Origin of the sequence: Streptomyces sp. SP18BB07 (genome assembly GCF_036322545.1) — a bacterium.
GTDB classification, from domain to species: domain Bacteria; phylum Actinomycetota; class Actinomycetes; order Streptomycetales; family Streptomycetaceae; genus Streptomyces; species Streptomyces deccanensis.
In genome coordinates this window covers 147,883-173,115 of the sequence record NZ_JAQYWT010000280.1, presented here as the reverse complement: position 1 = coordinate 173,115, position 25,233 = coordinate 147,883, and the positions used below count along the sequence as shown (strand labels likewise).

The following is a 25,233-nucleotide window of genomic DNA, read 5'->3' as shown; positions in this document are numbered from 1 at the left end:
CGCCTACTGCAACCTGTTCTCGTTTCCTGTGGACGAAAGGACACCGGATGGGCGGCACCGAACACCTCACCGTGCGACGCGAAGGCGCCACACTGGTGCTCACGCTCAACAGGCCCGAGGCCAAGAACGCGCTCTCGCTGCCGATGCTGGTCGGCCTGTACGACGGCTGGCTCCAGGCAGACGAGGACGAGGAGGTCCGCTCGATCGTCCTCACGGGTGCGGGCGGCGCCTTCTGCGCCGGGATGGATCTGAAGGCCCTCGCGGGCAAGGGGATGGAGGGGCAGGAGTACCGCGACCGCCTCAGGGCCGACCCCGATCTGCACTGGAAGGCGATGCTTCGCCACCACCGGCCCCGCAAACCGGTCATTGCCGCGGTCGAGGGGCACTGCGTCGCGGGCGGCACGGAGATCCTTCAGGGCACGGACATCCGCGTCGCGGGGGAGTCGGCGACGTTCGGCCTCTTCGAGGTCAGGCGCGGCCTCTTCCCCATCGGCGGCTCCACGGTCCGCCTCCAGCGGCAGATCCCCCGGACACACGCCCTGGAGATGCTCCTCACCGGGCGGCCCTACAGCGCGCGTGAGGCCGCCGGCATCGGTCTCGTCGGGCATGTCGTGGCCGACGGCACCGCCCTGACCAAGGCCCTGGAGATCGCCGAACAGATCAACGCGTGCGGGCCGCTGGCGGTGGAGGCGGTGAAGGCGTCCGTGTACGAGACGGCCTCGATGACCGAAGAGGACGGGTTGGCGGCCGAGTTGAAGCGGGGGTGGCCGATCTTCGACACGGCCGACGCGAAGGAGGGTGCCCGCGCCTTCGCCGAGAAGCGGCCCCCTGTCTACAAGCGCGCGTAGCACCCCCTGGGGCGGCCGTGCTTCGGCTGCGGGTCGGCTGTGGCTGGTCGCGCAGTTCCCCGCGCCCCTGAAGGGGCGCTCCTGTCGCCCCCCTCTCGAAGGAGGCAAGCCCCGATGTCCGCGATCCTCAAAGCACCCCTCACCGTCGAGTTCCCGTTCACCCGGTCTCTCGGGCCCGTCCAGAGCGCCTTTCTCACCGGACTCCGGGAGCGGGTCGTCCTCGGGGTGCGCACCGGAGACGGCAGGGTGCTGGTCCCGCCCGTCGAGTACGACCCCGTCACCGCCGAGGAGATCCGTGATCTGGTGGAGGTCGCGCCGACCGGGACCGTGACCACCTGGGCCTGGAACCACGAGCCACGTCGGGGGCAGCCGCTCGCCACCCCCTTCGCCTGGGTGCTGGTGCGGCTCGACGGCGCCGACACGGCCCTGCTGCACGCCCTGGACGCGTCCGGCCCCGACGCCGTGCGCACCGGTATGCGGGTCCGCGTGCGCTGGGCCGAGGAGAGGTCCGGTGCCATTACCGACATCGCCTGCTTCGAACCGTACGACGGGGCACCGGTGGAACCGGCGGGCCACAGCGGAGAGTTCCAGGAGGCGATCACCGGCATCGTCGCCGCCGCCCGCCTCGACTACACCTACTCGCCCGGCCGTGCCCAGACCGGCTACATCGAGGCCCTCGGCGACCGGCGCATCGTCGGTGAACGCTGCCCGTCCTGCCGCAAGGTGTACGTCCCGCCCCGCGGCGCCTGCCCGACCTGCGGGGTGGCCACCGAGGAGCGGGTCGAGGTCGGTCCGGCCGGCACGGTCACCACCTTCTGCATCGTCAACATCAAGGCGAAGAACCTGGACATCGAGGTCCCTTACGTCTACGCCCACATCGCCCTCGACGGCGCCGGACTCGCCCTGCACGGCCGGATCGCCGGCATCCCCTACGACCAGGTGCGCATGGGGCTGCGCGTGGAGCCGGTGTGGACGGAAGGCGCCCGTTACCCCGACCACTACCGGCCCACCGGCGAACCCGACGCGGACTACGACACGTTCAAGGAGTTGCTGTGACGCGCGAAGAAGCCCCGGGCGCCCGTGACATCGCCGTCGTCGCCTTCGCCCAGACCGACCATCGGCGCACCAGCGAGGAGCTCTCCGAGGTGGAGATGCTCATGCCGGTACTGCACGAGGTGATGGCGAGCACCGGGCTGAGGACGGCCGACATCGGCTTCACCTGCTCCGGCTCCAGCGACTACCTCGCGGGCCGTGCCTTCTCCTTCACCCTCGCCCTCGACGGCGTCGGCGCCTGGCCGCCGATCTCCGAGTCCCACGTCGAGATGGACGGGGCGTGGGCGCTGTACGAGGCCTGGGTGAAACTCCGGACGGGGGACGCCGACACCGCGCTCGTCTACTCCTACGGCAAGTCCTCGCCGGGCTCCGTACGAGACGTCCTCACCCGGCAGTTGGACCCGTACTACCTGGCCCCGCTGTGGCCCGACTCCGTGGCGCTGGCCGCCCTCCAGGCCCAGGCGCTCATCGACGCGGGCGCCACCGACGAGCCGGCGTTGGCGGCGGTCGGGGCCCGCAGCCGCGCGGACGCCGCCGGCAACTCCCACGCGCAGCTACGGGGTTCGGTGCCGCAGGGGGAGTACCTGGTACGGCCCTTGCGCACCGGGGACTGCCCGCCCATCGGCGACGGGGCCGCCGCCGTGGTCCTCGCGGCGGGGGAGCGGGCCCGGGACCTGTGCGAGCGGCCCGCCTGGATCCGGGGCATCGACCACCGCATCGAGGCGCACGGCATCGGCGTGCGCGACCTGACCGACTCGCCGTCCACCCGGATCGCCGCGGAACGGGCCGGGGCCCTCGAACGCCCCGTCGACACCGCCGAGTTGCACGCCCCGTTCAGCTCCCAGGAGGTCGTCCTGCGCAGGGCGCTGGGGCTCGACGAGACCGTGTGCGTCAATCCGTCGGGCGGGGCGCTGGCCGCCAACCCGATCATGGCCGCCGGGCTCATCCGGATAGGCGAGGCCGCCGCCCGCATCCACCGGGGCGAGTCCGACCGGGCGTTGGCGCACGCCACCTCCGGCCCGTGTCTGCAACAGAACCTGGTCGCCGTACTCGAAGGGGATCCCCGATGAGCAAGGAGCCCGTGGCCGTCGTAGGCGTCGGCCAGACCAAGCACGTGGCGGCCCGCCGGGACGTGTCGATCGCGGGGCTCGTCCGGGAAGCCGCCCGACGGGCCCTCGACGACGCCGAGTTGAGCTGGGCCGACATCGAGGCCGTCGTCATCGGCAAGGCGCCCGACTTCTTCGAGGGTGTCATGATGCCCGAGCTGTACCTCGCGGACGCCCTCGGCGCGGTGGGCAAGCCCATGATGCGGGTGCACACGGCCGGCTCGGTCGGCGGCTCCACGGCACTGGTCGCCACGAGCCTCGTCGCCGCCCGCGTCCACGGCACGGTGCTCACCCTCGCCTTCGAGAAGCAGTCCGAATCCAACGCCATGTGGGGGCTGTCCCTGCCGATCCCGTTCCAGCAGCCGCTGCTGGCGGGCGCGGGCGGCTTCTTCGCCCCGCACGTGCGCGCGTACATGCGGCGCAGCGGTGCCCCCGACACCGTCGGCTCCCTGGTCGCGTACAAGAACCGCCGCAACGCGCTGAAGAACCCGTACGCCCATCTCCACGAGCACGACATCACGTTGGAGAAGGTCCAGGCCTCGCCCATGCTGTGGGACCCGATCCGCTACTCGGAGACCTGTCCGTCCTCCGACGGGGCCGTGGCCATGGTCCTCACCGACCGGGCGGGCGCGGCCCGCGCGCCCCGGCCGGCCGCGTGGATGCACGGCGGCGCCATGCGCAGCGAACCGACCCTGTTCGCGGGCAAGGACAGCGTGTCGCCGCGCGCGGGACGGGACTGCGCGGCCGACGTCTACCGGCAGGCGGGCATCACGGACCCGCGCCGGGAGATCGACGCGGTGGAGATGTACGTGCCGTTCTCCTGGTACGAGCCGATGTGGCTGGAGAACCTCGGCTTCGCCGCCGAGGGGGAGGGCTGGAAACTCACCGAGTCCGGTGTCACCGAACTGGACGGGGACCTTCCGGTCGACATGTCCGGTGGGGTCCTCTCCACCAACCCCATCGGTGCCTCCGGCATGATCCGGTTCGCCGAGGCCGCGCTCCAGGTGCGGGGCCTCGCCGGAGAGCACCAGGTCGAGGGCGCCCGGCGGGTGCTGGGGCACGCCTACGGCGGCGGTTCGCAGTTCTTCTCGATGTGGCTCGTGGGCGCCGAACCGCCCGCCTCCTGAACCTCCCCCTCACACAGCCTGTCCGCGATGGGGGTCGATCGCTAGTCTGGCGGGCGGACGACGAACCGGGAGGAGCACGGACGTGGCCGAGACCACCATGCAGCAGCGATCCCTCGACGGCTGGCACAAGCCGGCGGAACTGGACCTGAGCAACGCGGACTGGCAGTCGAGCAGCCAGGGGCGGGGAGATGTCCAGATCGCCTTTGTCGAGGGTTTCATCGCCATGCGCAACAGCGGCAGCCCCGAGAGCCCCTCGCTGATCTTCACCCCCGCCGAGTGGGGCGCCTTCGTGTCGGGGGCCCGGGAGGGCGAGTTCGACCTGACCTGAACCGCCCCGCGCACCGCGTCGGTGGGTGGCCGGGGCCGCCCACCGACGGCGGGGTCAGCGCAGGGTCACCTCGCGCGGGCCGTTGTACGGCGCCAGCGACAGGACGGTCCGCGGTGTCCGCAGCCCCTCGCGATCCGCGAACAGCGCGCGCGCCGCGGCGAAGAGCACCTCGTCGCCCGCCACCGGGGCGACCTCGTCGTACAGTTCGCGGACCGGGTCCGTGAGTTCCCGGCCGGCCTCCGTCTCGGTGCCCCAGATGTCCCACAGCAGCGTCTCGACCTTGTTCAGCGCCGCGAGATCGAGCCGGACGTTCCCGGCCACGAACCACTCCCCGTTGAGCGGCCCCTCCTCCGGCGGGTGCAGGCCGAACGTCCGGGAGTCCGCCTCGCCGGCCCGGATCGCCCGCCACGCCTTGCCCGCGACCAGGAAACGGTCGCGCGGTACGTCCATCGGGTCGAAGCCGATCCTCTGCTCGTCGGCGACCAACGGCTCGGTCAGCTGGGCGTCGGCGAACAGCCAGCCCCGCGCCGGGTCCCAGTACTCGGTGACCACGTGGTCACAGTGGAATCCGTTCTCGCCGAAATACGTGGCGAAGCCCGATCGCAGCCGGGCCGGCACACCGATGTGCCGCAGGAGCGAGCAGTGCAGCAGCGAGAAGTCGCGGCACACACCGACGAACCGGTCCCCGGGCTCACGGCGCTGCGACAGGGGCGCGTCGTTCCGCTCGACCACGAGCCGCAGGATGTCGTCGAGGTAGCGCGTCTCGGCGTCGTCGTGCAACCGCTCCTGCGCCACGGTGTGGCCGAAGGTCCCGCCCTCGCCCCGATGGATCATCAGATCCCGTGCCACCCGGGCGAGTCGGGCCGGATCGCGCGGGAGGTCGGCGTAGAGCGGTGCGAGGTCGCCCGGGTCGGTGAACGCGCTCTGCGCGGTGTAGAAGGCGGCGACATCCGGTGCGAGGTGTACGGGTGGCATGAGCGAACCCCCAGAAGGAATCGGCCGCGTGTTCGAATTACGGGCCGCTTCGCCTCACCGTGCCAAAATTCACCCGCAATTGTCCACAATTCGCTTTGGGGTGCGGATATCTGGAATTCCCGGTTCTCATGGCACCGACGCGAATTAATGGATGGCGGCTCCCCTATCATTAGCCGCATGGAGTACTCGATCAGCGGGGACGCACGGCTCGTCCTGGACCTTGCGCTGACCGTCCGCCACGACGGCAGCGGCGGTGTCACCGACGACCTGGCCGATGTCATGGGGCTCGCCACCTGGGTGAAGGCCCACGCGGACGACGTGCCGACCACCGTCGGCCCGGCCGTCGACGAGGCCGCGCTCGCCTCCGTACGCGACCTCCGCGCCGCCGTCCGCGCCCTCCTCGCCCGCGCTGTCGGCCCCGGCGAGCCCAGCCCCGCCGACGCCGCTCGGTTGCTGCCCGTCCCCGAGGCCCTGGCCCGTCTCAACGACGCCGCCGCCCTCGCCCCCACCGTCCCCGTCCTCACCTGGGGCCCCGGTGCCGACCCCGTCGTGCACCACCGGCCCGCCACCGGAGAGGACCCGCTCACCGCCGCCCTCGCCCGCGCCGCGCTCGCCTTCCTCGCGGGCCCCGAGCGACAGCGGCTGCGCGCCTGCCACGCACCACGCTGCGTGCGCTACTTCCTCAAGGAGCACCCCCGCCAGGAGTGGTGCAAACCCTCCTGCGGCAACCGCGCCCGCGTGGCCCGCCACCACGACCGCCACCGGAAGGCCTCGGCCTGACCGCCGGGACGGCCGACCCCGACGCTCCCTCGGCCCCACCGTCGCACGGCACGCCGTACCATTGCGGCATGTCCTTCCTCCGCCGCCGCAGCGCCACGCCCGCCGGGCCCGACTTCGACGTACTGGCCATGGACCCGGGCGACTGGCCGGGCAATCTCGGTGCCGGTCTGCTGCCCGCCCCCGACGGCAGCTGCCAGGGCGTCTTCCTGCGCTACGACCTCTACGGCGGCCGCGGCCCCGCGATGATCATCGGCAACCTCCCCGAGGGCTCCCCGGCGCGCGAGGTCGCCGACGGCGAGATCCCCTTCGAGGTGGCCCAGCTGCTGATCGCGCTGGAGAACGAGGAGGAGATCACCGTCGTCGGCTCCGAGGACCTCCCCGTGATGCAGGGTGACAACCTGCTGATCGTCCGCCGCCTCAAGCTCTCCGAGTCCCGGATCTCCTGCGTCCAGTTCGACCGCAGCGACAACGTCCTGGTGACCATCGCCGCCTGGGACCGCCCCATCACCGACGACCTCTACGCGCTGCTCAAGCCGCTCCCGGCGGAACTGTTCCAGCAGGCCTGAGACACGACGAGGACGAACACGGAGAAGGGCCGGGTGTACGTACACCCGGCCCTTCCCCGTGCCCTGCCGCTCACCCGGCCGGCAGCACCCGCACATCCGCCGCCCGCACGAACGCCACCCGGTGGCCGAACTGGATCTCGTAGTAGAGCTCCTTGCCCACCACGAACCGGTGCCCGCTCGTGTCGAAGGAGACGGCGTAGTAGTACTCGCCGGGCACCAGGCCCCCGGTGACGTACTTCTGCCCCGCGAGAAGCTTGTACGGCCACGGGGACACCGCCTGCGCGGGCACACCCGCCGGGTACGCCGCCGCCTCCGGATAGGCGCGGCCGTACACCGGGATGTCCGCCAGGCCGTCCCGGGGCGTCACGACCAGACCGGCCGCGCCGACCGCCGTCGGCTTGCTCTTCGGGTTCTGGAACCAGGCCTTCTGCCCCAGGTACCAGATCGCCGTCCAGTCGCCCTGCCGCTCCGCGACCGCGTACTGCTGCCCGGTGGAGACCCGCGAACCGAGGTCGTTCACATTGGTCGTCGAGACGCTGCCGTCCGGCCGCAGCCCGATGTCCTTGATCAGGGGCGAGGACGTGTCGGGCCGGCTGTAGAGGCGTACCGCGCTGGAGCCGTGCACCGCGCAGGTCGCGCCGCCGGACCCGCAGCCGGTGAACACGGGCCGGTTGTCGGCGTAGTCCGGCAGGACGGTGACCATGGTGCTGTCGCTGCCGGACGTCGCACCGAGCGGCTTGCCCAGCAGCTCGAAGTAGTGACGCCAGTCCCAGTACGGCCCCGGGTCGGTGTGCATCCCCGGGATCGTCGCCGTCGTCGGACCGGGCACCGTGTCATGGCCCAGGATGTGCTGCCGGTCCAGCGGCACGTCGTACTTGTCGGCCAGGTACCTCACCAGCCGCGCCGACGCCCGGTACATCGCCTCCGTGTACCAGGCGTCCGGCGAGGCGAGGAACCCCTCGTGCTCCAGGCCGATCGAACCCGCGTTGACGTACCAGTTCCCGGCGTGCCAGGCCACGTCCTTGTGCTTGATGTGCTGCGCGATGTGCCCGTCCGTGGAGCGCAGCGAATACTGCCACGACACATACGTCGGGTCCTGGACCAGTTCCAGGGTGGTGTCCCAGTAGCCCTCGGTGTCATGGACCACGATGTACCGGATGGGCTGCGAGGTCGGCCGGTCGGCCAGGTCGTGGTTGCCGTAGTCGTTGTCGCCGAACTCCTGGTACGGCGCCGGGATCCACTCGCAGGACACGGTGGTCGGGCACTGGGCACCGGTGGCGGCCTTGCGCAGTCCGGCCCGGGACAGCTGACCGGTGTCGGGGGCGAGGCCGGGGTCGGCGGCCAGGGTCACCCGCTGGCCGGCGTCCGTGACCCGCTCGGCACCGGCGCGGATGACCGCGAACACCTCGTTCGCGTAGGCCGCTGCCGTGCCTCGGTCGTCGGCCCCCGAGAAGCGCGCCACCGCCCCGTACCAGTCCGCCGGATCGGCGCTCGGTTCCGCGCCGAGCTGCCGCTGTGCGGCCGCGAGCAGCGCCGCGCCGCCCGCCACGTTCGCCGCGGCGTCGGTGCGCAGCGTCCGCGCGGACAGACCGGTCAGCTCGGCCGCCATCGTCAACGTCCGCAGCCGGGCCGGGAGTTCGGACGGCTCCGGCAGCTTCGCCTCGGGCGCCGGGAGGGGCCGGGACTCGTCGCCGCGCGCGTCCTCCGCGCCCTCGCTGTGGTGCGGGGCCTCGGCCAGGGCGGTGCGCGCATCGGTCAGATGCATGGGCCCGTAGCCGCCGGTCACACTGGGCGCGCCGCCGTGCGCGTCCCAACGGGACTGGAGGTAGGAGACGCCGAGCAGGACACTGCGCGGTACGCCGTACCTCTCGGATGCGGCGGTGAACGCGCCCTGCAGTCCGGCGGAGGCCGCAGAGCGGCTCTCCGGCGGGGCCGCCCCCAACAGGGGCAGCAGCAGAACGGCGGGAGCCACGGCGAGCGCGGCTCTGCGGACAGGTCTGTGACGCGGGGTGGGCCTGCGATCGGTGGGGGATCCTCGCAAGGCGGCCTCCTCTGACGGTGGGGCGTGGACGGGGCGGCGGACCATGCTCCTCCCGCGTGCGCAGCCGAGCGTGGGGGAGTGCGTCAGTGCTATCGGTCGGCCGACGATCCGTCAATCATGCCCCCAGGACGCTGCTTCCCCGGTGATTGCCGGGCGCATGGCCGGCCCCGGTCATGACGAAGGCCCGCGGTGCGCCCTTGCGCAGGCACACCGCGGACCTTCGTATCCCCTCAGCGAGTGCCGACCGCCGCCCGTACGGCCTTGCGGGCCAGCTGGCAGTCGTCGTGCAGCCGCCTGAGCAGCAGCCGCTGTTCCTCGCCGGACGGCGCAGCAGCCGGATGGGCCTGACCCGGTGCCGCCGGGGTCGCGTCGTGCATCGAACGCTGCACGGCCGTCTCGTAGGTACGGATCTCGCGGGTCAGCACGAGCATCAGGTTCACCAGGAACGCGTCCCGGGAGGCCGGGCCCGCCGACTGCGCCAGCTGACTGATCTGCCGCCGCGCCACCGGGGCGTCCCCGAGCACCGCCCACAGCGTCGCCAGGTCGTACCCCGGCAGATACCAGCCCGCGTGCTCCCAGTCCACCAGCACTGGACCGGCCGGTGAGAGCAGGATGTTCGACAGGAGGGCGTCGCCGTGACAGAACTGGCCCATGCCCTGACGGCCCGACGCGTGCGCGATGCCGTGCAGCAGCTTCTGCAGATCGCCCATGTCCCGGTCGGTGAGCAGACCCAGCTCATGGAAGCGGGAGATCCGCTCCGCGTAGTCCAGCGGGGCGTCGAACGTCCCCGTCGGCGGCCGCCACGCGTTCAGCCGGCAGATCGCGCCGAGCGCCGCCCGGATGTCGGCGCGCGGCGGCGCCTCCACCGGATGCCGCTGCAGGGCGGCCACCCGGCCCGGCATCCGCTCGATGACCAGGGTGCAGTTGTCCGGGTCCGCCGCGATCAGCCTCGGCGCCCGCACGGGTGGGCGGTGCCGGACGAACGAGCGGTATGCGGCTATTTCGTGCCGGGACCGCTCCTCCCAGATGGGCGAATGATCCAGTAAACACTTCGCGACGGCCGTGCTGCGCCCTGTCGTACCGACGAGCAGCACCGAGCGGCCGCTGCGGCGCAGCACCTGGACCGGCGCGAACTCCGGACAGATGCGGTGCACCGAGGCGATCGCCGTGCGCAGCTGCGCGCCCTGGGGGCCGGACAAGTCGAGTCTCCCGCTGAGCGGTTGGGTGCCGAGCCCCGGCACGCGCCGCGTCCGGCCGCCGCCGAGCATCGGGGCCGCCGTACGCGTGGGGTCGAGGTAGGGGCCGCCGCCGCCCGGCTGGCGGGGGTGCAGCGACCGGGGAGGAGCGGACACGGAGGACGATGCTGCGTACATGGGGGAAGACAGATCCCTTCGTGTGCCGGCGAGGTCACGCGCCACCCGCCCCGGCCGTACCGGGGACACCCTGGGGAGTGCCTGTCGGGGCGACCGGGTCGGGGTGGCGCTTTCCTACCTGACACCGGATGGGCCCTGGCACACCATCTAGCGCACCCTGGCGAAGCCTGGCGAATAGTCCCCGAGCAACTGACAGCGGGCTACATTCAACTCAGCCGAGAACCTGGGGGCTTGACGTGAGCGGACAACCCAATACCCGACTCGCAGACCTGTTCGGCCTGGCCGGCTGGTCCAAGGGAGAGCTCGCGAGGCTGGTCAACCGGCAGGCGGCGGCCATGGGCCACCCCCAGCTGGCGACCGACACCTCACGGGTACGGCGGTGGATCGACATGGGAGAGATCCCGCGCGATCCCGTGCCACGGGTGCTGGCGGCGCTGTTCACCGAGCGTCTCGGCCGTGTCGTGACCATCGAGGACCTCGGTCTGGTCCGGCACGGGCGTACGGGGAAACGGCAGGGCGGCGGGAGTGTGGAACATCCCGACGGTGTGCCGTGGGCGCCCGAACGGACTGCCGCGGTCCTCACCGAATTCACGGGAATGGACCTCATGCTCAACCGACGCGGCTTGGTGGGTGCGGGCGTCGCGCTCACCGCGGGATCCGCACTCAGCAGCGCCATGCACGACTGGCTGCACACCGACCCGGCCCTCGCGGCCGACGCCCCCGACCTCGACGACCCCCTGCACGCCGACCCCGCCGGGTTCGACCGTTACGAGGCCGCCCCCATCGGGTCGCAGGAGATCGAGGAACTGGAGCGCTCGGTCGAGGTGTTCCGGGCCTGGGACGCGGCCCGCGGCGGCGGGCTGCAACGCAAGGCTGTCGTGGGACAGCTCAACGAGGTGGGAGGCATGCTCTCCTACCGTCACCCCGAACACCTCCAGCGGCGCCTGTGGGGCGTCGCCGCCAACCTCGCCGTCCTCGCCGGTTGGATGTCGCACGACATCGGCCTCGAACCCACCGCCCAGAAGTACTTCATCATCGCCGCCCACGCCGCCAGGGAGGGCGGTGACCGGCCCCGCGCCGGCGAGGCCCTGTCCCGGGCGGCCCGACAACTGGTGCACCTCGGCAAGCCCGACGAGGCGCTCGACCTGATGAAGCTCGCCCAGTCCGGCTCCGGCGACCAGGTCCTGCCGCGCACCAAGGCCATGCTCCACACCGTCGAGGCCTGGGCGCAGGCATCCCTGGGCAAGGGCCAGGCCATGCGCCGCACCCTGGGCCAGGCCGAGGACCTGTTCGTCTCCGACCGTGGGGACGTGCCGCCGCCGAGCTGGATGCAGATGTTCAACGAGGCGGATCTGTACGGCATGCAGGCCCTGGCCTACCGCACCCTCGCGGAGCACGAACCGGCCGCGGCCCAGCACGCCCGGCACTACGCGGAGAAGGCGCTGGACCTCAGGACGAACGCGCAGGGGAGGTCGCAGATCTTCGACTACCTGTCGATGGCCTCGGCCTGCTTCATCGGCGACGACCCGGAACAGGCGAGCGGGTACGCCCGGCTGGCGCTGGCGTCGATGGGTTCCAACTCCTCCCACCGCACCTGGGACCGGCTGCGCGAGATGTACCGGCTCACCGGTCAGTACTCCAGCTATCCGAAGATCCAGGACCTGCGGGAGGAGATCAAGCTCTCCCTGCCCAGGCCCCAGTCGAAGGCCCCGCTGTCGAAGAACAGGGGCGACATCGCCCCGGCGTGAGCGTGCGGGGCCCGCTCCTCAGGAGCTGCCCCGCCTCAGGAGCTGACCCGGGCGACGAGCACACACGCGTCGTCCGTACGCTCCCTCTCGCCGAACTCCTCCACCACTGTCCGCACACATTCCTGGGCCGTACGTGCCTCGCCGAAGCGTGGGGCAAGGTCCAACAGCCGCTGGACGGCTGCCTCTCCGCCCCGCCGGGGCACCAGCCCGTCGGTGTGCAGGAGCAGCAGATCGCCCTGTTCGAGGGTCACTTCGGCCTGCCCGTAGACGGCACCCGAGGTCGCTCCGAGCAGGACGCCGTCCGGCGGGGGCAGCACACGCCCCGTCCCGTCGCGGAACAGCAGCGGGGCGGGGTGCCCGGCCTGCGCCCAGACGAGGGTGCGGGTGTCCGGCCGGTAGCGGCAGCAGACGGCGCTGCCGAGCGCCGGCTGCACGGTGGCGTCCAGTAACTGGTTGAGGCAGGCCATCAGCCGGCCAGGATCGGTGCCCGACATCGCCATGCCGCGCAGCGCGCCGATCAGCATCGCCATGCCCGAGGTCACGGTGACACCGTGACCGGTGAGGTCACCGACGCTCAACAGGCTTTCGCCGCCCGGTAGTTCGAGGGCGTCGTACCAGTCGCCGCCGATCAGCGCGCTGGTCGAGCAGGGCAGGTAGTGGGCGGCCAGGTCCAGGCTGGCGGGGCCCTGTTGCGGGAGCCGCAGGGGGCCGCGCCACGGTGGCAGCACGGCCTCCTGCAGCTCGACCGCGAGCCGGTGCTCGGTCTGCGCGATGTGCCGCTGACGGTGGAGCGAGTCACGGGTCTCGCTCACCGCCCGCTGGCTGCGCCGCAGTTCGCTGACGTCCCGCAGCACGGCCCACATGGAGGCCGTACCGCCGTCGTCGTCGAGCACGGGCTCGCCCATCATGTGCACGGTGCGCACCCCGCCGTCGGGGAGCACGATCCGGAACTCCCCGTCGATGCGTTGCGCGTCGACGAGGCAGTCCGTGACCATCGCCGTCAGGTGCGGACGGTCCTCGTCGAGGACCAGCGACGGCAGTTCGTCCAGGGTGAGCGGCGGGGCGGCGGGGTCGCGGCCGAGGATCTGGAACAGCTCGCCGGACCAACTCGCCTCGTCCGTCAGGAGGTTCCACTCGGCGCTGCCGACGCGGCTGAGCAGCGACTCGCGCCGGGGGGCCGGGGGCGGCGCGACCGGAAGGCCGGCCGTGGGCCCGGGGGCGGGCGGCGGGGCCGGCCCGTCCCGCAGCTGCGCCAAGTGGCCGTCCAGGTCGCGCAGTTGATGCAGGGCCAGGTCGTAGAGCGCCCGTTGCCAGCGGATCTCGGGATCGGCCTCGTCGGCGGGCGCGTCGCGTCGTACGGCGTCCATGTCGCCCCGTAGCCGTCGCGTCTGCGAGATGAGCGCGTCGACCGTGCCGCGTCGGGGCGGCTGGGCGGCGGGACGATCCGCAGAGAGAGGGGACGGCATCACGTACTCCGATGGGGGACGGTACGACCAACGCTGACGTAAGGGCCGATTACGACTGTTGCACAGCCCCCGACGCGCTGTAAGGGATTTGGCAAGACACGATAAGGCGGTGCTTCTGGCATATGCCACCGTCCTCGCCGACGGGGTCCACCGCCGCGGGTCGATGTGCGTCCTGAAGGTCCAAGTCGTAGGAATCGTACGCGACTTGACGGATCGTCGGCCGCGCCCACCTCTCTTTCATTCCCCTGTTCGAGGGGCGTATGTGCGAGTGCTTCCTCAAGTCGCTGAGTGACATGGGTCACAGCGATGAATCCAGGAGACCGCCTGCTGCGAAACCCCTCGGCAGGAAGAGCTTCATCCGAAACGGAGACCGTTCATGACCGTCACGCTGGAACAGCCCGCCCGCGCACTCCTCGTCACCGACGAGGACGGGGAGGTCCCGGTGCCCGCGAGCCTGCGCTATTCCTCCGACGATCCGCTGGCTGTGCACCTCGACTTCCCGGCCGACATCTCCCTGAACGGTTCCATGGTGACCTGGACGTTCTCCCGTGGACTGCTGGAGGAGGGCGTACGGATCCCCGCGGGCGCCGGCGACGTCCACATCCGGCCCAGCGGCCGCTTCCGCACGGTGGTGGAGCTGCACTCCCCGTACGGCATGGCCCTGCTCCGGTTCGAGAAGGCGGCACTCCAGCGCTTCCTGCTGCGCAGCTATGCCGTCGTCGCCGCCGGGAGCGAGGAGGTGGGCCCCGCGCTCGACCGGGGCCTGACGTCCCTGCTGCGGGGTGTCTGACCTCGCTCCCGGCGACGCGGGACGTGAGGTCGGGGCACGGCTCAGTAGCGCAGGACGCCCGCGATGCCCCGTGCGTCGCCGAGCATGCCGTCGGGGACGAAGCGGACCTCGGCGCCGGTGTCCAGGCATCGCTCGACGATCTCGTCCACGATGTCCTCGCGGACGTCGAGGTCCCCGCTCTCGGCCGGCACGAGATGGGCGCCGTCGCTGCCGCCGTCCGCGCGGACGGCCGTCCGGAAGTTCTCCTCGACGGCAAGGAGCTGGATCCGGCCCTGCTGGGCGTTCTGCCGGACCTCGTCGACCCCCGCGGCGAACGTCTTGTGACCGCGCGCCGCTTCGAGCCGTCGCGCCACCGTGTCGGCGTTCCTGCGGTCCTCGGCGGCGACCACCGGCCCGACCGCCTGCCAGACGGCCTCCGGGGTGCCGTGCGCGAGACCGCCGTGCGGGATGTGGGTGGCGTCCCTGGTGACCGTGCCGATCTCGTCGAGCAGGGACAGCGCGGCCGTCTCGCCGGTGACGTACAGGGGCCGCCGCCGGGTGCGCAGCAGCCGGGCCAGCGCGGTGTCGGCGTCGCGCAGGAAGTGCCGGGTGTCCTCGTCGCGGAAGGTGGACGGCAGATCGCCGATCCGTTCCAGTCGCTCGGCGTCGAAGTTGTCGCGGTCCCTGGTCATCGGGAACCCGCCGACGTGCGCCTCGGTGACACGGTCGCCGCCGCCGTTCCACAGGGTGACCCGGTCGGGGGAGACCGCGAGCACCCAGAACCGCCGCTCGGCGGCGTGCGCGGCCACCAGGTTGCGGGTGAGGAAGGTGTCCGAGAGCACCACGCGCTCCGGTACCGGACGGGTCAGCGACCAGACCTGGTGCTCACCGGGTGCGGCGAAGATGGCCAGTCCGTCCTCGGCGTGCGTGAGATCGACCTCGGCCAGCGCCCGGTCCAACTGCTCCGCGACGTCGTTGCGCCGCTCCCGGGTGACGGCGGGATCGTGCTCCAGCCGTTTCTTCGCCTCGGCCACGACATTGCGCAGCCGGACCGGGTCCTGGGTGTTCTCGGGCTCCCGGCGGTGCGTCGGCGTCAGGACCGAGACCGCGGGGTAGGGCCGTGGACGGCGCAGTTCGATGAGGGTCGCGGGAGAGAGGGCTTGCTCCATCTCTTCACGATAGGACTGATTCACGTATCGGGCATTTGGGGTAACCAGGTCACCCGCGAGGACCTCCCGGGAGGGCTGTCGGGTACGACGAACGAGCCCGCCGGCGCGCACCGCACCGGTGCGCGCCGACGGGCTCGCCGGTGCGGCGGCTGCCGTGGGGGTCAGCCGACTTCCTTCTTCAGCGCCTTGTCGGCGGCGGCCTTCGACGGCTTCCACCAGGTCGTCACCGGCTCCCAGACCTTGACCTTCTGGGTGGCGCCCAGCTGCTTCAGGGTGAATGTGCGGCCGTAGAGGTTGGGGTTGGCCGACACCGTGACCGTGCCGACACGACGCGCCTCGGGGTCCTTGAGGTCGGCGATCGTGCGGACCGCGGCGTACACCGTCTTCCCCGCGCCGACCTTGTACGGGCCGCTCTCGCCCGACGGCACGGGCTGGGCCGCCCCGTCGAGGTCGCCGAAGGTGACGACGGGGAGGCGGTCGATCGTGCAGGTGCGGGTACCGGTGTTCTTGACGCTGATGTGCACGATCCGCTTGTCCTTCGCCTGCTTGGCCCCCAGCTTCAGGACCTTCGACTTGCAGACCGGGGTCTTCGCCGCGGGCTGGGCGGCGAGCCCCTGGGGAGCGGAGGTGAGCAGGAGGGCGGCGCCTGCGGTGGCCACGGTGGAGACGGTGAGCCAGGAACGGATACGCATCGGTGGAATCCCCCAGTTTCAGTCACATACGGGTACGGCACGCGCAAACGTGACGTCTGCCCAGTGTGACGAGCGAGATGCGTCCGGGGTTGTACCGGATGCGCCCGTGTTGCACGCCCGATGCTCAATCGTCGACTCCGCAGGAACTTCCGTCGTCCGGCAGCGTCCCGAACAGCAGGAAGTCGTCGACCTTCTCGTGCACGCACTTCGACGACCCGTACCCGGTGTGCCCCTTGCCCTTGTTGTCGAGGACGACCGCCGAGGAGCCGAGCCGCTTCGCCGTCTCCACGGTCCAGCGGTACGGGGTGGCCGGGTCGCCCCGGGTGCCCACGAGCAGCATCTTCGGGGTGTCGACGTCCCGCACCTCCTCGCGGATGAAATCGGTGCCCGCGGGGCGGCCGTAGCACATCAGGACCTGGGTGAGCCGGTACCGGCCGAACACGGGGGAGGCGTCCTCGTAGGCGGCGCGCAGGTTCCCCAGATTGTCGGTGATCTCCCTGGCGGTGGGCCGGTCGGGGTCGTCGGCGCAGTTGATCGACATCAGTGCGGCGGGGAGGTTGTCCAGCGGGATCTCCTCGATGTCGACCAGGCCCTCGTGCGGGGTCGGGCTGCCGGAGGGGGTGGGATCGGGAGGGTCGTGCGGTCGGGCCGGTGACGAGGCGCGGTACGGGGCGGTCGGCGCCGATGTGCGGTACGGGGTGGCGGGCGGGGCGAAGCCGCCGCCGGTGAGGGCCATGACGCCCCGGGTGTCCCCGTCGTGGACGAGCATGTTGAGCGCCTGGGTGAGCATGGGCCACAACTGTTCGCTGTAGAGGGCGTGGCCGATGGCGCCCACCAGGTCCTGGCCCGTGAAGTCCGGCCCGAAGTCCGAGGGCAGGGGGTACTCGTCCAGTGAGTCGACCAGCGCCACGACCTGCTCACGGGCCGAGCGGGAGTCCTGCCCGAACGGACACGTCAGCTCCTCGGTGCAGGCGTCGAGGTAGTCCTCCAACGCGGTCTGCTGGCCCTGTGCGGCCACCAGATTCTGTTCGGTCAGCGGCTCGCTCAGGGTGTCGACCCCGTCGAGGGCCATCCGGCCCACCTTCTCGGGGAACTCCGCGGCGTACACCGCGCCCAGCCGGGTGCCGTAGGAGAAGCCGAGGTAGTTGAGCTTCTTGTCGCCGAGGGCGGCGCGCATCACGTCGAGGTCGCGGGCGGCGTCGCGGGTGCCTATGTGCCGCAGCACCGGGCCGGAGTTCTCCCGGCACTCGGCGGCCGCCCGCCGCAGCCGTTCGAGCGCGAGCTTCGGGGCGTCGGAGTCCTCGCCGCCGTCGGTCGCCTCCAGGGCCTCGTCGGTGCCGTCGCCGCAGCTGACCGGGGAGGAGCGGCCCACACCGCGCGGGTCGAAGGAGACGACGTCGTAGCCCTTGGTCAGGTCCATGAAGTCCTTGCCGCCGTAGGCGAGTTCGGGCACTCCCGGGCCGCCGGGGCCGCCGAAGTTCAGCAGCAGCGAGCCGCGTGAGTCGCCGGTGGCCCGGTAGCGGGCCACCGCCAGGTCGAGGGTGCCGAGCTGGGGCCGGGCGTAGTCGAGAGGCACGGTGACCTTGCCGCAGCGCAGATCCCGGGGCATCTCCATGCCCTCGCACTTCGACCACTTGATCTTCTGGTCGTAGAAGCGGCTCAGGTCGGGCCGGCCGTCGTCCTTGTCGTCGTCGGCGCCCGCCGTCAGGGCGGGCAGCCCGGCCCCCAGCAGGGCGAGCACCGTGACCGCGGCTCCGGTGAGAGGGCGCCGTCTGTGCGTGGACCACATGCGTGCCTCCAGGGAAGCCCGGCCAGGGCGGCCGGGGACGACCCCCGGATCACCATAGGCGGCCCCTCGAGGCCACGCCTCCCGGCGGGCGGGCCACCCGGAGGTGCCGTACTCTGCGCCGCCCGGGACCCGCACCGGCGGCGCGGGCGATCGCCGAGGCCACGGTCGGCGCGTAGCCCGTACGCGTGAACCGGGACGTGGGAGCGGCCCGTCGCGCCGCGAGGTCGGCCGTTTCCGGCGTCGCGGGCGTGATCGGGCTTCGGCGAGGATGCTGAGGGGCCCGGCCGACCACCGTGCCCGCGGTCGCACGGCGGCCGCGCACTCGCGACCTCAGCGAAGGAGCGCAGAGATGACCTCTCCGGGCCATCAGGACCTCGTCGTCACCCGGGCCACGCTCGACGACTGGGCGGTGGTCGCCCGGTGGGCGGGGGACGAGGGCTGGAACCCGGGCCTCTCGGACCCGGCGTGCTTCTTCGCACAGGACCCCGAGGGCTTCTTCATCGGCAGGCTCGACGGGGAGCCGGTCTCCTCCGTCTCCGTCGTCACCTACGGCGACGACTACGCCTTCCTCGGCTTCTACCTGGTCCGCCCTGACCTGCGCGGCCAGGGCCACGGCCTCGCCACCTGGAAGACCGCGCTCGCCCACGCGGGCGAGCGCACCGTGGGCCTCGACGGAGTGGTGGCGCAGCAGGACAACTACCGCCAGTCCGGCTTCGAGCCCGCCCACCGCACCTTCCGGTACTCCGGCGTGGTGCCGGAGACCGCCGTACCCGCCGACGTCCGGTCCGTCGACGACGCCGGGCTCCTCGCGGCGTACGACAGGGCCTGCCACCCGGCCGACCGACCCCGCTTCCTGGAGCACTGGCTGACCGCCGAGGGACACCGGGCCCTCGCGCGGATCGTCGACGGGCGGCTCACCGGCTACGGCGTCATCCGGCCCGGCAGGGACGCCCTGCGCATCGGTCCCCTGTTCGCCGACACCGCCGCCGACGCCCGCGCGCTGTTCGCGGGCCTGGCAGCCGAGGCCGCGGGCCGTGAGCTGGCCGTCGACGTGCCGGAGCCGAACACGGACGCCGTGGCGCTGGTCGAGGAGTACGGGCTGACGCCGTCCTTCGAGACGGCCCGCATGTACACCGGCCCGATCCGGCCGTACGCGGCCGAGCGCGTCTTCGGGGTCACGACTCTGGAGCTCGGCTAGGGGAGGGAGCTCGGTCAGGGGCTGGGGCTCGGTCAGCGTCTGGGGCTCGCTCGGGGGCCTTTCGGAAGGCCCACTCCATGCGGGGCTCGACGACACAGCGGAGCGCGGTCCGTACGGGGGAGGTGCACAGCAGGGTGATGCCGCCGATCGCCACGGCGGTGACCGCGAGTTCCCCGAGCGGGGTGTGCAGCCACTCGACGGCGTACCAGTCCCGGAAACGCGCCCACTTGATCACGAAGCCGTGCAGCAGATAGCCGTACATCGTGCCCGCGCCCAGCGCCGTGAACCACAGCTGCCGGCGCGGCACCCAGGCCAGGAAGCAGGCCGTCAGCAGCACCGCCAGACAGAACAGGGCGGGCGTGGTCAGCAACCCGGCCCAGCGGGTCACGCCCTGGCCGGTGACGCTGCCCCGGTGGTAGAACCAGCCCGCGTCGAACCAGGGGGCGACCCAGTAGCCCACCACGAACGCCCCGAGACCGACCGGGAGCAGCCACAGCCGTACCCGGCGGGTGCGCAGCCGTTCGAAGTGCTCGGCGCGCAGGGTCAGTCCCAGCACGAAGAACGGCAGGAAGCCCAGCACCCGCTGGATGGAGACGTCGCCGCCGAGGTCCGGTGAGACCGCCGCCAGCATGGCCAGGCCCAGTGCGACCGGCAGCGGGTGACGCAGCATCAGCCACAGGGGTGTGGTCAGCCGCCAGATGAAGAGCGCGACCAGGAACCACATCACGTACCAGGGGTCCAGCAGGCTCAGCGGATAGCCCCAGTCGTCCTCGGCCCACCGGTAGAAGAACGTGTACGCCGTCTCGAACACGACGTACGGCAGGGCCACGCCCGTCAGCAGCCGCTTCAGCCGGCCGGGCGCCATGTCGAAGCTCCGCGAGAAGTACCCGGAGATCAGGGCGAAGGCCGGCATGTGGAACGCGTAGACGGTCAGGTACGCCGCCGTCACGGTCCGACTGCCGTACGTCAGCGGCTCCCACGCGTGCCCGCACGCCACCAGGACGATGGTGAGGTACTTCGCGTTGTCGAAGTACGGGTCCCGCGAGGTCCGCCTCGCGCGGGGCCGCTCCCCGTCGGGCGGCGCGGCGGGGGCGGGGCGGCTGTGCTGCACCACGTCTTCGGGCATCGGTGAGAGGTCTCCGGACGACGACGACTGAACCCGGACCGCCTGCCCCGCCACGCCGGTCTCAGTCGCCCTCGACGGCATCATCGACACATTTGGCGTGGAACCGTCGGCTCGGCTCCCGCACCCGCCGGCTCGGCTCCGGCACCCGCCCCTCGTCGGCGCCCGCACCCCGAGCGGTGGGAAATCGGTTGAATTCCGTTGCCAGGGTGAACGACTGATGATGGAGTGAGCACCATGGATCACGCTGCTGTGCTGGCACTGTTCGACCGGGACATGCGAGAGGGGGCCCGCCCCGACGGGCCCGGAGCCCGGATCGAGCGGGTGGGCGGGGTGGTGCGCCAAGTCGGTTCCGAGCAGGGCTGGAGCGGTGTCGTCTGGTCCGATCTGGACGAGGCGGGCGCCGACGCGGCGATCACCGAGCAGATCCGGTACTTCTCCGGTCTCGGACGCGACTTCGAATGGAAGCTGTACGGCCACGATCTCCCCGTCGACCTGGGGCACCGACTGCGCGCGGCCGGTTTCACGCCCGCTCCGGAGGAGACGCTGATGGTCGCCGAGGTCGCCGACCTCACCCTCGACGTCGAGCCGCCCGAGGGCGTACGGATCGTGCCGGTCACCGACCGCGCGGGTGTGGACCTGGTGGCCGACGTCCATGCGAAGGCCTTCGGCACCGACAGCTCCCGGCTGCGCCACCAGCTCCTGGCCCAGCTCACCGGCGACACCGAGACGGTCGTGGCCGTCGTGGCGTTCGCCGGGGACGTACCGGTGAGCGCCGCCCGGATGGAGCTGCTGCCCGGCACCCGCTTCGCCGGACTGTGGGGCGGCGGCACCGTCGAGGGCTGGCGCGGCCGGGGCGTCTACCGGGCCCTGGTCGCCCACCGCGCCCGTGTCGCGGCCGACCGCGGCTATCGCTACGTCCAGGTCGACGCGCTGGCCCGCAGCCGTCCGATCCTGGCCCGCCTCGGTTTCGAGCCGCTCACGACGACCACGCCGTACGAGTACGCGGTGGGGAGCACGGCGGCGGCCTGACCGCCGGTCACAGGTCGAGCTGGTACTCGATCGCCGTGTGCGTGGGCCGGTAGCCCAGCATGTCGTTGACCCGGCGCATGGGGAGGTTGCGCATAAGGCCGCTTCAACTCGATCGTGTGATGGTCGGCTTCCTGGCTTGCGGCGCACTGGGCCGTCGGGGTCAACGTGTTCGCGCGATCGGGACGCCGGATATGGCGCCAGCGTGCGGGGCCCCCGCGCCACCGGAGAGATGGTTCGGGGCCTCTCCGTTGCCACTGGCCGTATCCACTTGGCCAGGTAACACGGGGCGGCAACGGGGCTCCGGAAGGGTCGACGGGCGAACGGCGGCGCCCGGCGACGCTAGCCGCCGGGCGCGATCACCCGCAACGCGTTTCCGGACGCGCGTGGGCGCCCGCCGTTGCTCCCGGGCCGCTCAGCGGCGGGCCCGCGTACGGTCCAGTGCCACGATGCCCAGGGCCGCCAGGGCGATCTGGATGAGCCACTCGATCCAGTCGACCCCGCCGGTGTCGGCCACGCCGATCCCCGCGGCGAGCGCGCTGCCGATCAGCGCGGCGACGATGCCCACGAGGATCGTCAGCAGGATGCCGATGCGCTGCCGGCCCGGTACGACGAGCCGGCCGAGCACGCCTATGACAATGCCGATGACGATGGCACTGATGATGCCGTCGATCTCCATCTGAACTCCGCCCCTTGTCGTCGGGATATCCGCAACCGTGCGAGTGCCCTTCGAACGCGAGTGCAGTCCGTTTCCGTTTCACCTTCTTCACGGGCCCGCCACCCGTCCGGTGCCCGCGACCCGTCCGGTGCCCGCCACCGGTCAGGCGTCCGGTACCCAGCCCGTGACGGCGAGCACCTCCGCGGCGATGTCCATGACGGTGCGCCCGTCGGTCGCGACGCGGACGGTGTCCGCCGGCGCTTGTTCGTCCAGCAGCCGTGCCTTGCGCGCACTGCCGGTCAGCTCCCGCTCCAGCTCGGAACCGATCTCCCGGCCCCGCAGCCGCCGCTCGGCAGTCTCGTCGGAGGCGGTCAGGAGCACCCGTACGATCCGGACATCGGCGCCCATGGCCCGCCGGAAGGTGCCCTCGATCTCGGCGAGCACGCTCAGGGTGTTGGTGTAGACGAGCCGCCGGTACCCGAGGGCCGCGTAATTGCCCCACACGGCGGTGAGATTGCGCTCACCGATCGCCACACGGTGCGGATCGCCCGCGGGCGCCGGGTGCACCTGCCCCATGAAGTCGCCCTCGATGACGGCGTGCGCGACCTCGGCGGCCCGCAGCCGGTCGGAGATCTCCCAGCCCACCGTCGACTTGCCGACCCCGGCCCGGCCTCCGATGAGCAGTACCTCGGCGCGGTCCATCAGCCCGCCACCTCCGAGGAGCCGAGGCTCGAGTGGGTCTCGCAGTGCAGGGCCCTGCGGATCACCGCCGCCGGGTCGCCCTCGTGGTACGGCCGTTCCGAGGGCTCGATGCCGTCGAGGAACTCCTGGTAGCGCACGGCGTACGCGAGGTGCGCCAGCGGCTCGGCCAGGGTGAGCGCTCGGGCGGGGTCGCTCTGCGGGACGTGGGCCCTCCAGGCGTCGACCCAGACCCGGACGGCCGTGGGGCGTACCGACTCGGGGAGGAAGTCGTACAGACGCAGACAGTCGAGCACCGGGTTGCCCCAGTGGGCGTCGGCGAAGTCCACGACGACCGGTGGCCCGCCGTCGCTGCGCCAGTTGCCCGGATGGAAGTCGGCGTGCACCAGCGTGTCGGGGAGGCCGCACCGCGCGAGTTCGTCCCAGCGGCCCGTCAACTCCCTTGCCCTGTCCCGCTCGTGTGCGGTGATGTCCAGGTCGGCCCGGCCGTCGAGCAGGTCACGCGCCAGCCCGGCCAAAACCGGAGCCCGCCGGTCCCGTGGTCCGGGTGGCCGCCGGCGGGCGAGGACCGCCTGCGCGGCGACCAGGCGGCGTACCGCCGACTCGACCGTCGCGCCGTCGGCCGCCCAGCAGTCCTCGCCGGGGATGTGCTCCAGCAGCATCCGCCGCTCGTCGGCGGCGAGCACCGTCGGGACGAGTCCGGCGTCCACCTGGGTGAAGGCGGCGATGACGGCGGCCTCGTCGGAGGCGAAGCCCGGGGTCGCCTTGAGCCAGACCGGTCCTCGCGCGGTGGGCAGCCTGAAGAGGCCCGCCAGGTTCCAGGTCCGCCGCTGCTCGACCGGTCCCGTCACGGGCCGCCCCAGCGCGGCCAGGGTCCGCGAGGCCCAGCCGAGCAGTTCCCGCAGCCCGTCGGCGCGTGCCCACGGGGAGCGGAGGGCGTCGTCCGTGTCCCACCGGGTGTGATCGACGGAGCGTCGCTCCAGCCTTCCGGGCGCGGGAGGTTCCGACGCCTCCACGTGGTACGTCACATGGCCGTCGCGCCCGCCCTCACCGCCGTCGACGTCCAGCAGCCGCAGCACGAACACGCTCACCCCGATTGCGCGCTCCAGTCGCTCCACGACGGGCCCGGCCTCGGCCCACCACGGAACGTCGACGGGGAACGGGCCGGTGACGCCGAGGAAGTCCGCACCCGAGGTCACCCATGCGCTGAAAGTCCGACTCACGGCGACAGTGTGGGGCCCGCCTCCGACGATTGACATGCAGGTAATTACCTGCATAACGTGGAGTGTGCGATCGGGGAGTGATCCGGAGATGGACAAGGTCTTCAAGGCGCTGGCCGACGAGACCCGCAGAAGGCTGCTGGACCGGCTGCACGAGCACAACGGGCAGACGCTGGGCGAGCTGTGCGCGCGGATCGACATGGCGCGGCAGTCGGTGACCCAGCACCTGGCCGTCCTGGAGGCCGCCAACCTGGTCAGTACGGTGCGGCGGGGGCGGGAGAAGCTGCACTACCTCAATCCGGTCCCGCTCCACGAGATGCAGGAGCGGTGGATCGACAAGTTCGAGCGCCCCCGGCTGAGAGCGCTCGGTGCCGTGCGACGACGAGCCGAGGAAGCCATGACCGACAAGCCCACATTCGTGTACGTCACCTACATCGCGAGCACACCCGAGAAGGTCTGGGAGGCGTTGACCAGCGCCGACCTGACCGCCGACTACTGGGGACACCGCAACGAGTCGGACTGGCGGCAGGGTTCGCGCTGGGCCCATGTCCGCACCGACGGCTCCGGTGTCGAGGACGTCGTCGGCACGGTCGTGGTGAGCGAGCCCCCGACCCGGCTGGTCACCACCTGGGCCTCGCCGGAGAACGAGGGCAGGACGGAGACGTACTCGCGGGTCACCTTCCGCATCGAGCCGCACGCCGACATCGTGCGGCTCACCGTGACCCATGAGGACCTGGAGGATGAGGGGGCGCTCGCCGAGGTGTCCTTCGGCTGGCCCGCGGTGCTGTCCAACCTCAAGTCGCTGCTGGAGACCGGTCGTGTGCTGCCGCAGGAGCCGTGGGAGGTGCCGCGCGCGAACGGCGACGGCCGACCCGCCTGAGCGGATCGGCCGCCGTTACCCCTCGCGGGCGTTCCTGGTCACACCTACGGTGTGAGGCCCCCACGGGTGCCGCCCTTGGTCGCGGCGCCGGCGCACATCGCTCCCAGCAGCAGAGCCAGGCAGCCGATGATGATGTTGTTGACCACGACACCGGCGTCCGGGCTCTCGCCCACGATCCACGGCGCGATGATCATCCACGCGCCCAGTGCGCACATGGCCCAGCTCAGGCCGTACATCCTCTCCGGTGCGGCGGTGAAGCCGAGGGCCAGCAGGCCGATCGCGATGCCCACGATGAGGTTGTGGGTCACCAGTGCGGGCTGGCTCGTCGTGTAGTGGAGTATCCACGGGGACACGGCGCAGTACAGACCGAGCAGGAACACCGGTCCGTCCACGAGCGCCACGTCGCGACCACCGAGCATGCGGGCGTACCGCGCCTGCATTTCGGGTGCGTCGGGGTGACTGGAGATGTCACTCCTGTGTGAGACGTTGGCCATGAGTCGACTCCTTTGAACTCCGCAGGCCTGACCGCGTCTGGTGGGGTATGCGGTAAGCGCCGCGTACGTTCATTCTGCGCTTATTTTGCCTTTATGTGTAGT

At 71.8% G+C, this 25,233-nt stretch carries 24 protein-coding genes; 12 read left to right on the top strand and 12 right to left on the bottom strand.

Features of this window, described 5'->3' with window-relative positions; translation table 11 throughout:
- The first annotated feature begins 47 nt into the window (after positions 1-47).
- The 5 genes from PUR53_RS14930 to PUR53_RS14910 all read left to right on the top strand — a co-directional run bounded on the left by PUR53_RS14930 (position 48) and on the right by PUR53_RS14910 (position 4,462).
- Positions 48-848, top strand: a complete 801-nt coding sequence (locus tag PUR53_RS14930; RefSeq protein ID WP_329908540.1) for a crotonase/enoyl-CoA hydratase family protein — start codon at positions 48-50, stop codon at positions 846-848.
- Positions 849-962: 114 nt separating this feature from the next.
- Positions 963-1,904 carry a Zn-ribbon domain-containing OB-fold protein gene (locus PUR53_RS14925; protein ID WP_329908539.1) on the top strand — a complete coding sequence of 314 codons (942 nt, stop codon included), beginning with the start codon at positions 963-965 and terminating at the stop codon, positions 1,902-1,904.
- Entirely contained in the window at positions 1,901-2,971 is a 1,071-nt protein-coding gene (locus PUR53_RS14920) for a thiolase domain-containing protein (protein WP_329900965.1), read from the top strand. The genes PUR53_RS14925 and PUR53_RS14920 overlap by 4 nt, the downstream gene beginning before the upstream one ends.
- A complete protein-coding gene (locus tag PUR53_RS14915; protein WP_329908538.1) occupies positions 2,968-4,134 on the top strand; it encodes a thiolase domain-containing protein in 1,167 nt (388 codons plus the stop codon). Before PUR53_RS14920 ends, PUR53_RS14915 begins: the two co-directional genes overlap by 4 nt.
- Before the next feature lie 82 nt (positions 4,135-4,216).
- Entirely contained in the window at positions 4,217-4,462 is a 246-nt protein-coding gene (locus tag PUR53_RS14910; RefSeq protein ID WP_329900964.1) for a DUF397 domain-containing protein, read from the top strand.
- Between the two features lie 54 nt (positions 4,463-4,516).
- Here PUR53_RS14910 and PUR53_RS14905 read toward each other — a convergent pair whose 3' ends face one another.
- Positions 4,517-5,437 carry a transglutaminase-like domain-containing protein gene (locus PUR53_RS14905; protein ID WP_329900963.1) on the bottom strand — a complete coding sequence of 307 codons (921 nt, stop codon included), beginning with the start codon at positions 5,435-5,437 and terminating at the stop codon, positions 4,517-4,519.
- Positions 5,438-5,614: 177 nt separating this feature from the next.
- Here PUR53_RS14905 and PUR53_RS14900 point away from each other — a divergent pair, with 177 nt between their 5' ends.
- Both PUR53_RS14900 and PUR53_RS14895 read left to right on the top strand, forming a co-directional pair.
- Positions 5,615-6,217: a CGNR zinc finger domain-containing protein gene (locus PUR53_RS14900; protein ID WP_329908537.1), complete on the top strand. Its 603-nt coding sequence runs from the start codon at positions 5,615-5,617 to the stop codon at positions 6,215-6,217.
- A 68-nt stretch (positions 6,218-6,285) separates the two neighbouring features.
- Positions 6,286-6,783 carry a hypothetical protein gene (locus tag PUR53_RS14895; RefSeq protein WP_239750386.1) on the top strand — a complete coding sequence of 166 codons (498 nt, stop codon included), beginning with the start codon at positions 6,286-6,288 and terminating at the stop codon, positions 6,781-6,783.
- Positions 6,784-6,853: 70 nt separating this feature from the next.
- On the opposite strand, the gene PUR53_RS14890 is transcribed toward PUR53_RS14895, so the two are convergent.
- Entirely contained in the window at positions 6,854-8,824 is a 1,971-nt protein-coding gene (locus PUR53_RS14890) for an N-acetylmuramoyl-L-alanine amidase (protein ID WP_329908536.1), read from the bottom strand.
- A gap of 230 nt (positions 8,825-9,054) precedes the next feature.
- Positions 9,055-10,197, bottom strand: coding sequence for an aminoglycoside phosphotransferase family protein (locus PUR53_RS14885; protein ID WP_329908535.1), 1,143 nt, complete (start codon positions 10,195-10,197; stop codon positions 9,055-9,057).
- 236 nt (positions 10,198-10,433) lie between these two features.
- Between PUR53_RS14885 and PUR53_RS14880 the strand changes: the two genes are divergently transcribed.
- A complete protein-coding gene (locus PUR53_RS14880) occupies positions 10,434-11,945 on the top strand; it encodes a DNA-binding protein NsdB (protein WP_329908534.1) in 1,512 nt (503 codons plus the stop codon).
- Positions 11,946-11,980: 35 nt separating this feature from the next.
- Here PUR53_RS14880 and PUR53_RS14875 read toward each other — a convergent pair whose 3' ends face one another.
- Positions 11,981-13,411, bottom strand: coding sequence for a PP2C family protein-serine/threonine phosphatase (locus tag PUR53_RS14875; RefSeq protein WP_329900958.1), 1,431 nt, complete (start codon positions 13,409-13,411; stop codon positions 11,981-11,983).
- Positions 13,412-13,787: 376 nt separating this feature from the next.
- On the opposite strand from PUR53_RS14875, the gene PUR53_RS14870 reads away from it, so the two are divergent.
- Positions 13,788-14,201, top strand: coding sequence for an SsgA family sporulation/cell division regulator (locus tag PUR53_RS14870; protein WP_329900957.1), 414 nt, complete (start codon positions 13,788-13,790; stop codon positions 14,199-14,201).
- A gap of 41 nt (positions 14,202-14,242) precedes the next feature.
- Here PUR53_RS14870 and PUR53_RS14865 read toward each other — a convergent pair whose 3' ends face one another.
- The 3 genes from PUR53_RS14865 to PUR53_RS14855 all read right to left on the bottom strand — a co-directional run bounded on the left by PUR53_RS14865 (position 14,243) and on the right by PUR53_RS14855 (position 17,830).
- Complete coding sequence (locus tag PUR53_RS14865; RefSeq protein WP_329900956.1) at positions 14,243-15,349, bottom strand: baeRF3 domain-containing protein; 1,107 nt, start codon at positions 15,347-15,349, stop codon at positions 14,243-14,245.
- Positions 15,350-15,510: 161 nt separating this feature from the next.
- Positions 15,511-16,041 carry a DUF4232 domain-containing protein gene (locus PUR53_RS14860; protein WP_329900955.1) on the bottom strand — a complete coding sequence of 177 codons (531 nt, stop codon included), beginning with the start codon at positions 16,039-16,041 and terminating at the stop codon, positions 15,511-15,513.
- Between the two features lie 124 nt (positions 16,042-16,165).
- On the bottom strand, positions 16,166-17,830 hold the full coding sequence (locus PUR53_RS14855; RefSeq protein ID WP_329908533.1) for an alpha/beta hydrolase: 1,665 nt from the start codon (positions 17,828-17,830) through the stop codon (positions 16,166-16,168).
- Positions 17,831-18,179: 349 nt separating this feature from the next.
- Between PUR53_RS14855 and PUR53_RS14850 the strand changes: the two genes are divergently transcribed.
- Positions 18,180-19,028 (top strand): GNAT family N-acetyltransferase, encoded by an 849-nt coding sequence (locus PUR53_RS14850; protein WP_329908532.1) that lies wholly within the window; start codon positions 18,180-18,182, stop codon positions 19,026-19,028.
- On the opposite strand, the gene PUR53_RS14845 is transcribed toward PUR53_RS14850, so the two are convergent.
- Positions 19,006-20,154, bottom strand: coding sequence for an acyltransferase family protein (locus tag PUR53_RS14845; RefSeq protein WP_329908531.1), 1,149 nt, complete (start codon positions 20,152-20,154; stop codon positions 19,006-19,008). The genes PUR53_RS14850 and PUR53_RS14845 overlap by 23 nt on opposite strands.
- A gap of 234 nt (positions 20,155-20,388) precedes the next feature.
- Here PUR53_RS14845 and PUR53_RS14840 point away from each other — a divergent pair, with 234 nt between their 5' ends.
- Complete coding sequence (locus tag PUR53_RS14840; protein WP_329900951.1) at positions 20,389-21,183, top strand: GNAT family N-acetyltransferase; 795 nt, start codon at positions 20,389-20,391, stop codon at positions 21,181-21,183.
- Between the two features lie 412 nt (positions 21,184-21,595).
- On the opposite strand, the gene PUR53_RS14830 is transcribed toward PUR53_RS14840, so the two are convergent.
- The 3 genes from PUR53_RS14830 to PUR53_RS14820 all read right to left on the bottom strand — a co-directional run bounded on the left by PUR53_RS14830 (position 21,596) and on the right by PUR53_RS14820 (position 23,760).
- Positions 21,596-21,859 carry a GlsB/YeaQ/YmgE family stress response membrane protein gene (locus tag PUR53_RS14830; RefSeq protein ID WP_239750367.1) on the bottom strand — a complete coding sequence of 88 codons (264 nt, stop codon included), beginning with the start codon at positions 21,857-21,859 and terminating at the stop codon, positions 21,596-21,598.
- A gap of 141 nt (positions 21,860-22,000) precedes the next feature.
- Entirely contained in the window at positions 22,001-22,540 is a 540-nt protein-coding gene (locus PUR53_RS14825; protein ID WP_329900950.1) for a hypothetical protein, read from the bottom strand.
- A complete protein-coding gene (locus PUR53_RS14820) occupies positions 22,540-23,760 on the bottom strand; it encodes an aminoglycoside phosphotransferase family protein (RefSeq protein WP_329908530.1) in 1,221 nt (406 codons plus the stop codon). The genes PUR53_RS14825 and PUR53_RS14820 overlap by 1 nt, the downstream gene beginning before the upstream one ends.
- 88 nt (positions 23,761-23,848) lie before the next feature.
- Here PUR53_RS14820 and PUR53_RS14815 point away from each other — a divergent pair, with 88 nt between their 5' ends.
- The gene (locus PUR53_RS14815; RefSeq protein ID WP_329900948.1) at positions 23,849-24,637 is read left to right on the top strand and encodes an ArsR/SmtB family transcription factor; all 789 of its coding nucleotides are present in this window, start codon (positions 23,849-23,851) and stop codon (positions 24,635-24,637) included.
- A gap of 44 nt (positions 24,638-24,681) precedes the next feature.
- On the opposite strand, the gene PUR53_RS14810 is transcribed toward PUR53_RS14815, so the two are convergent.
- Positions 24,682-25,131, bottom strand: a complete 450-nt coding sequence (locus tag PUR53_RS14810; protein WP_329900947.1) for an SPW repeat protein — start codon at positions 25,129-25,131, stop codon at positions 24,682-24,684.
- Between the last annotated feature and the right edge of the window lie 102 nt (positions 25,132-25,233).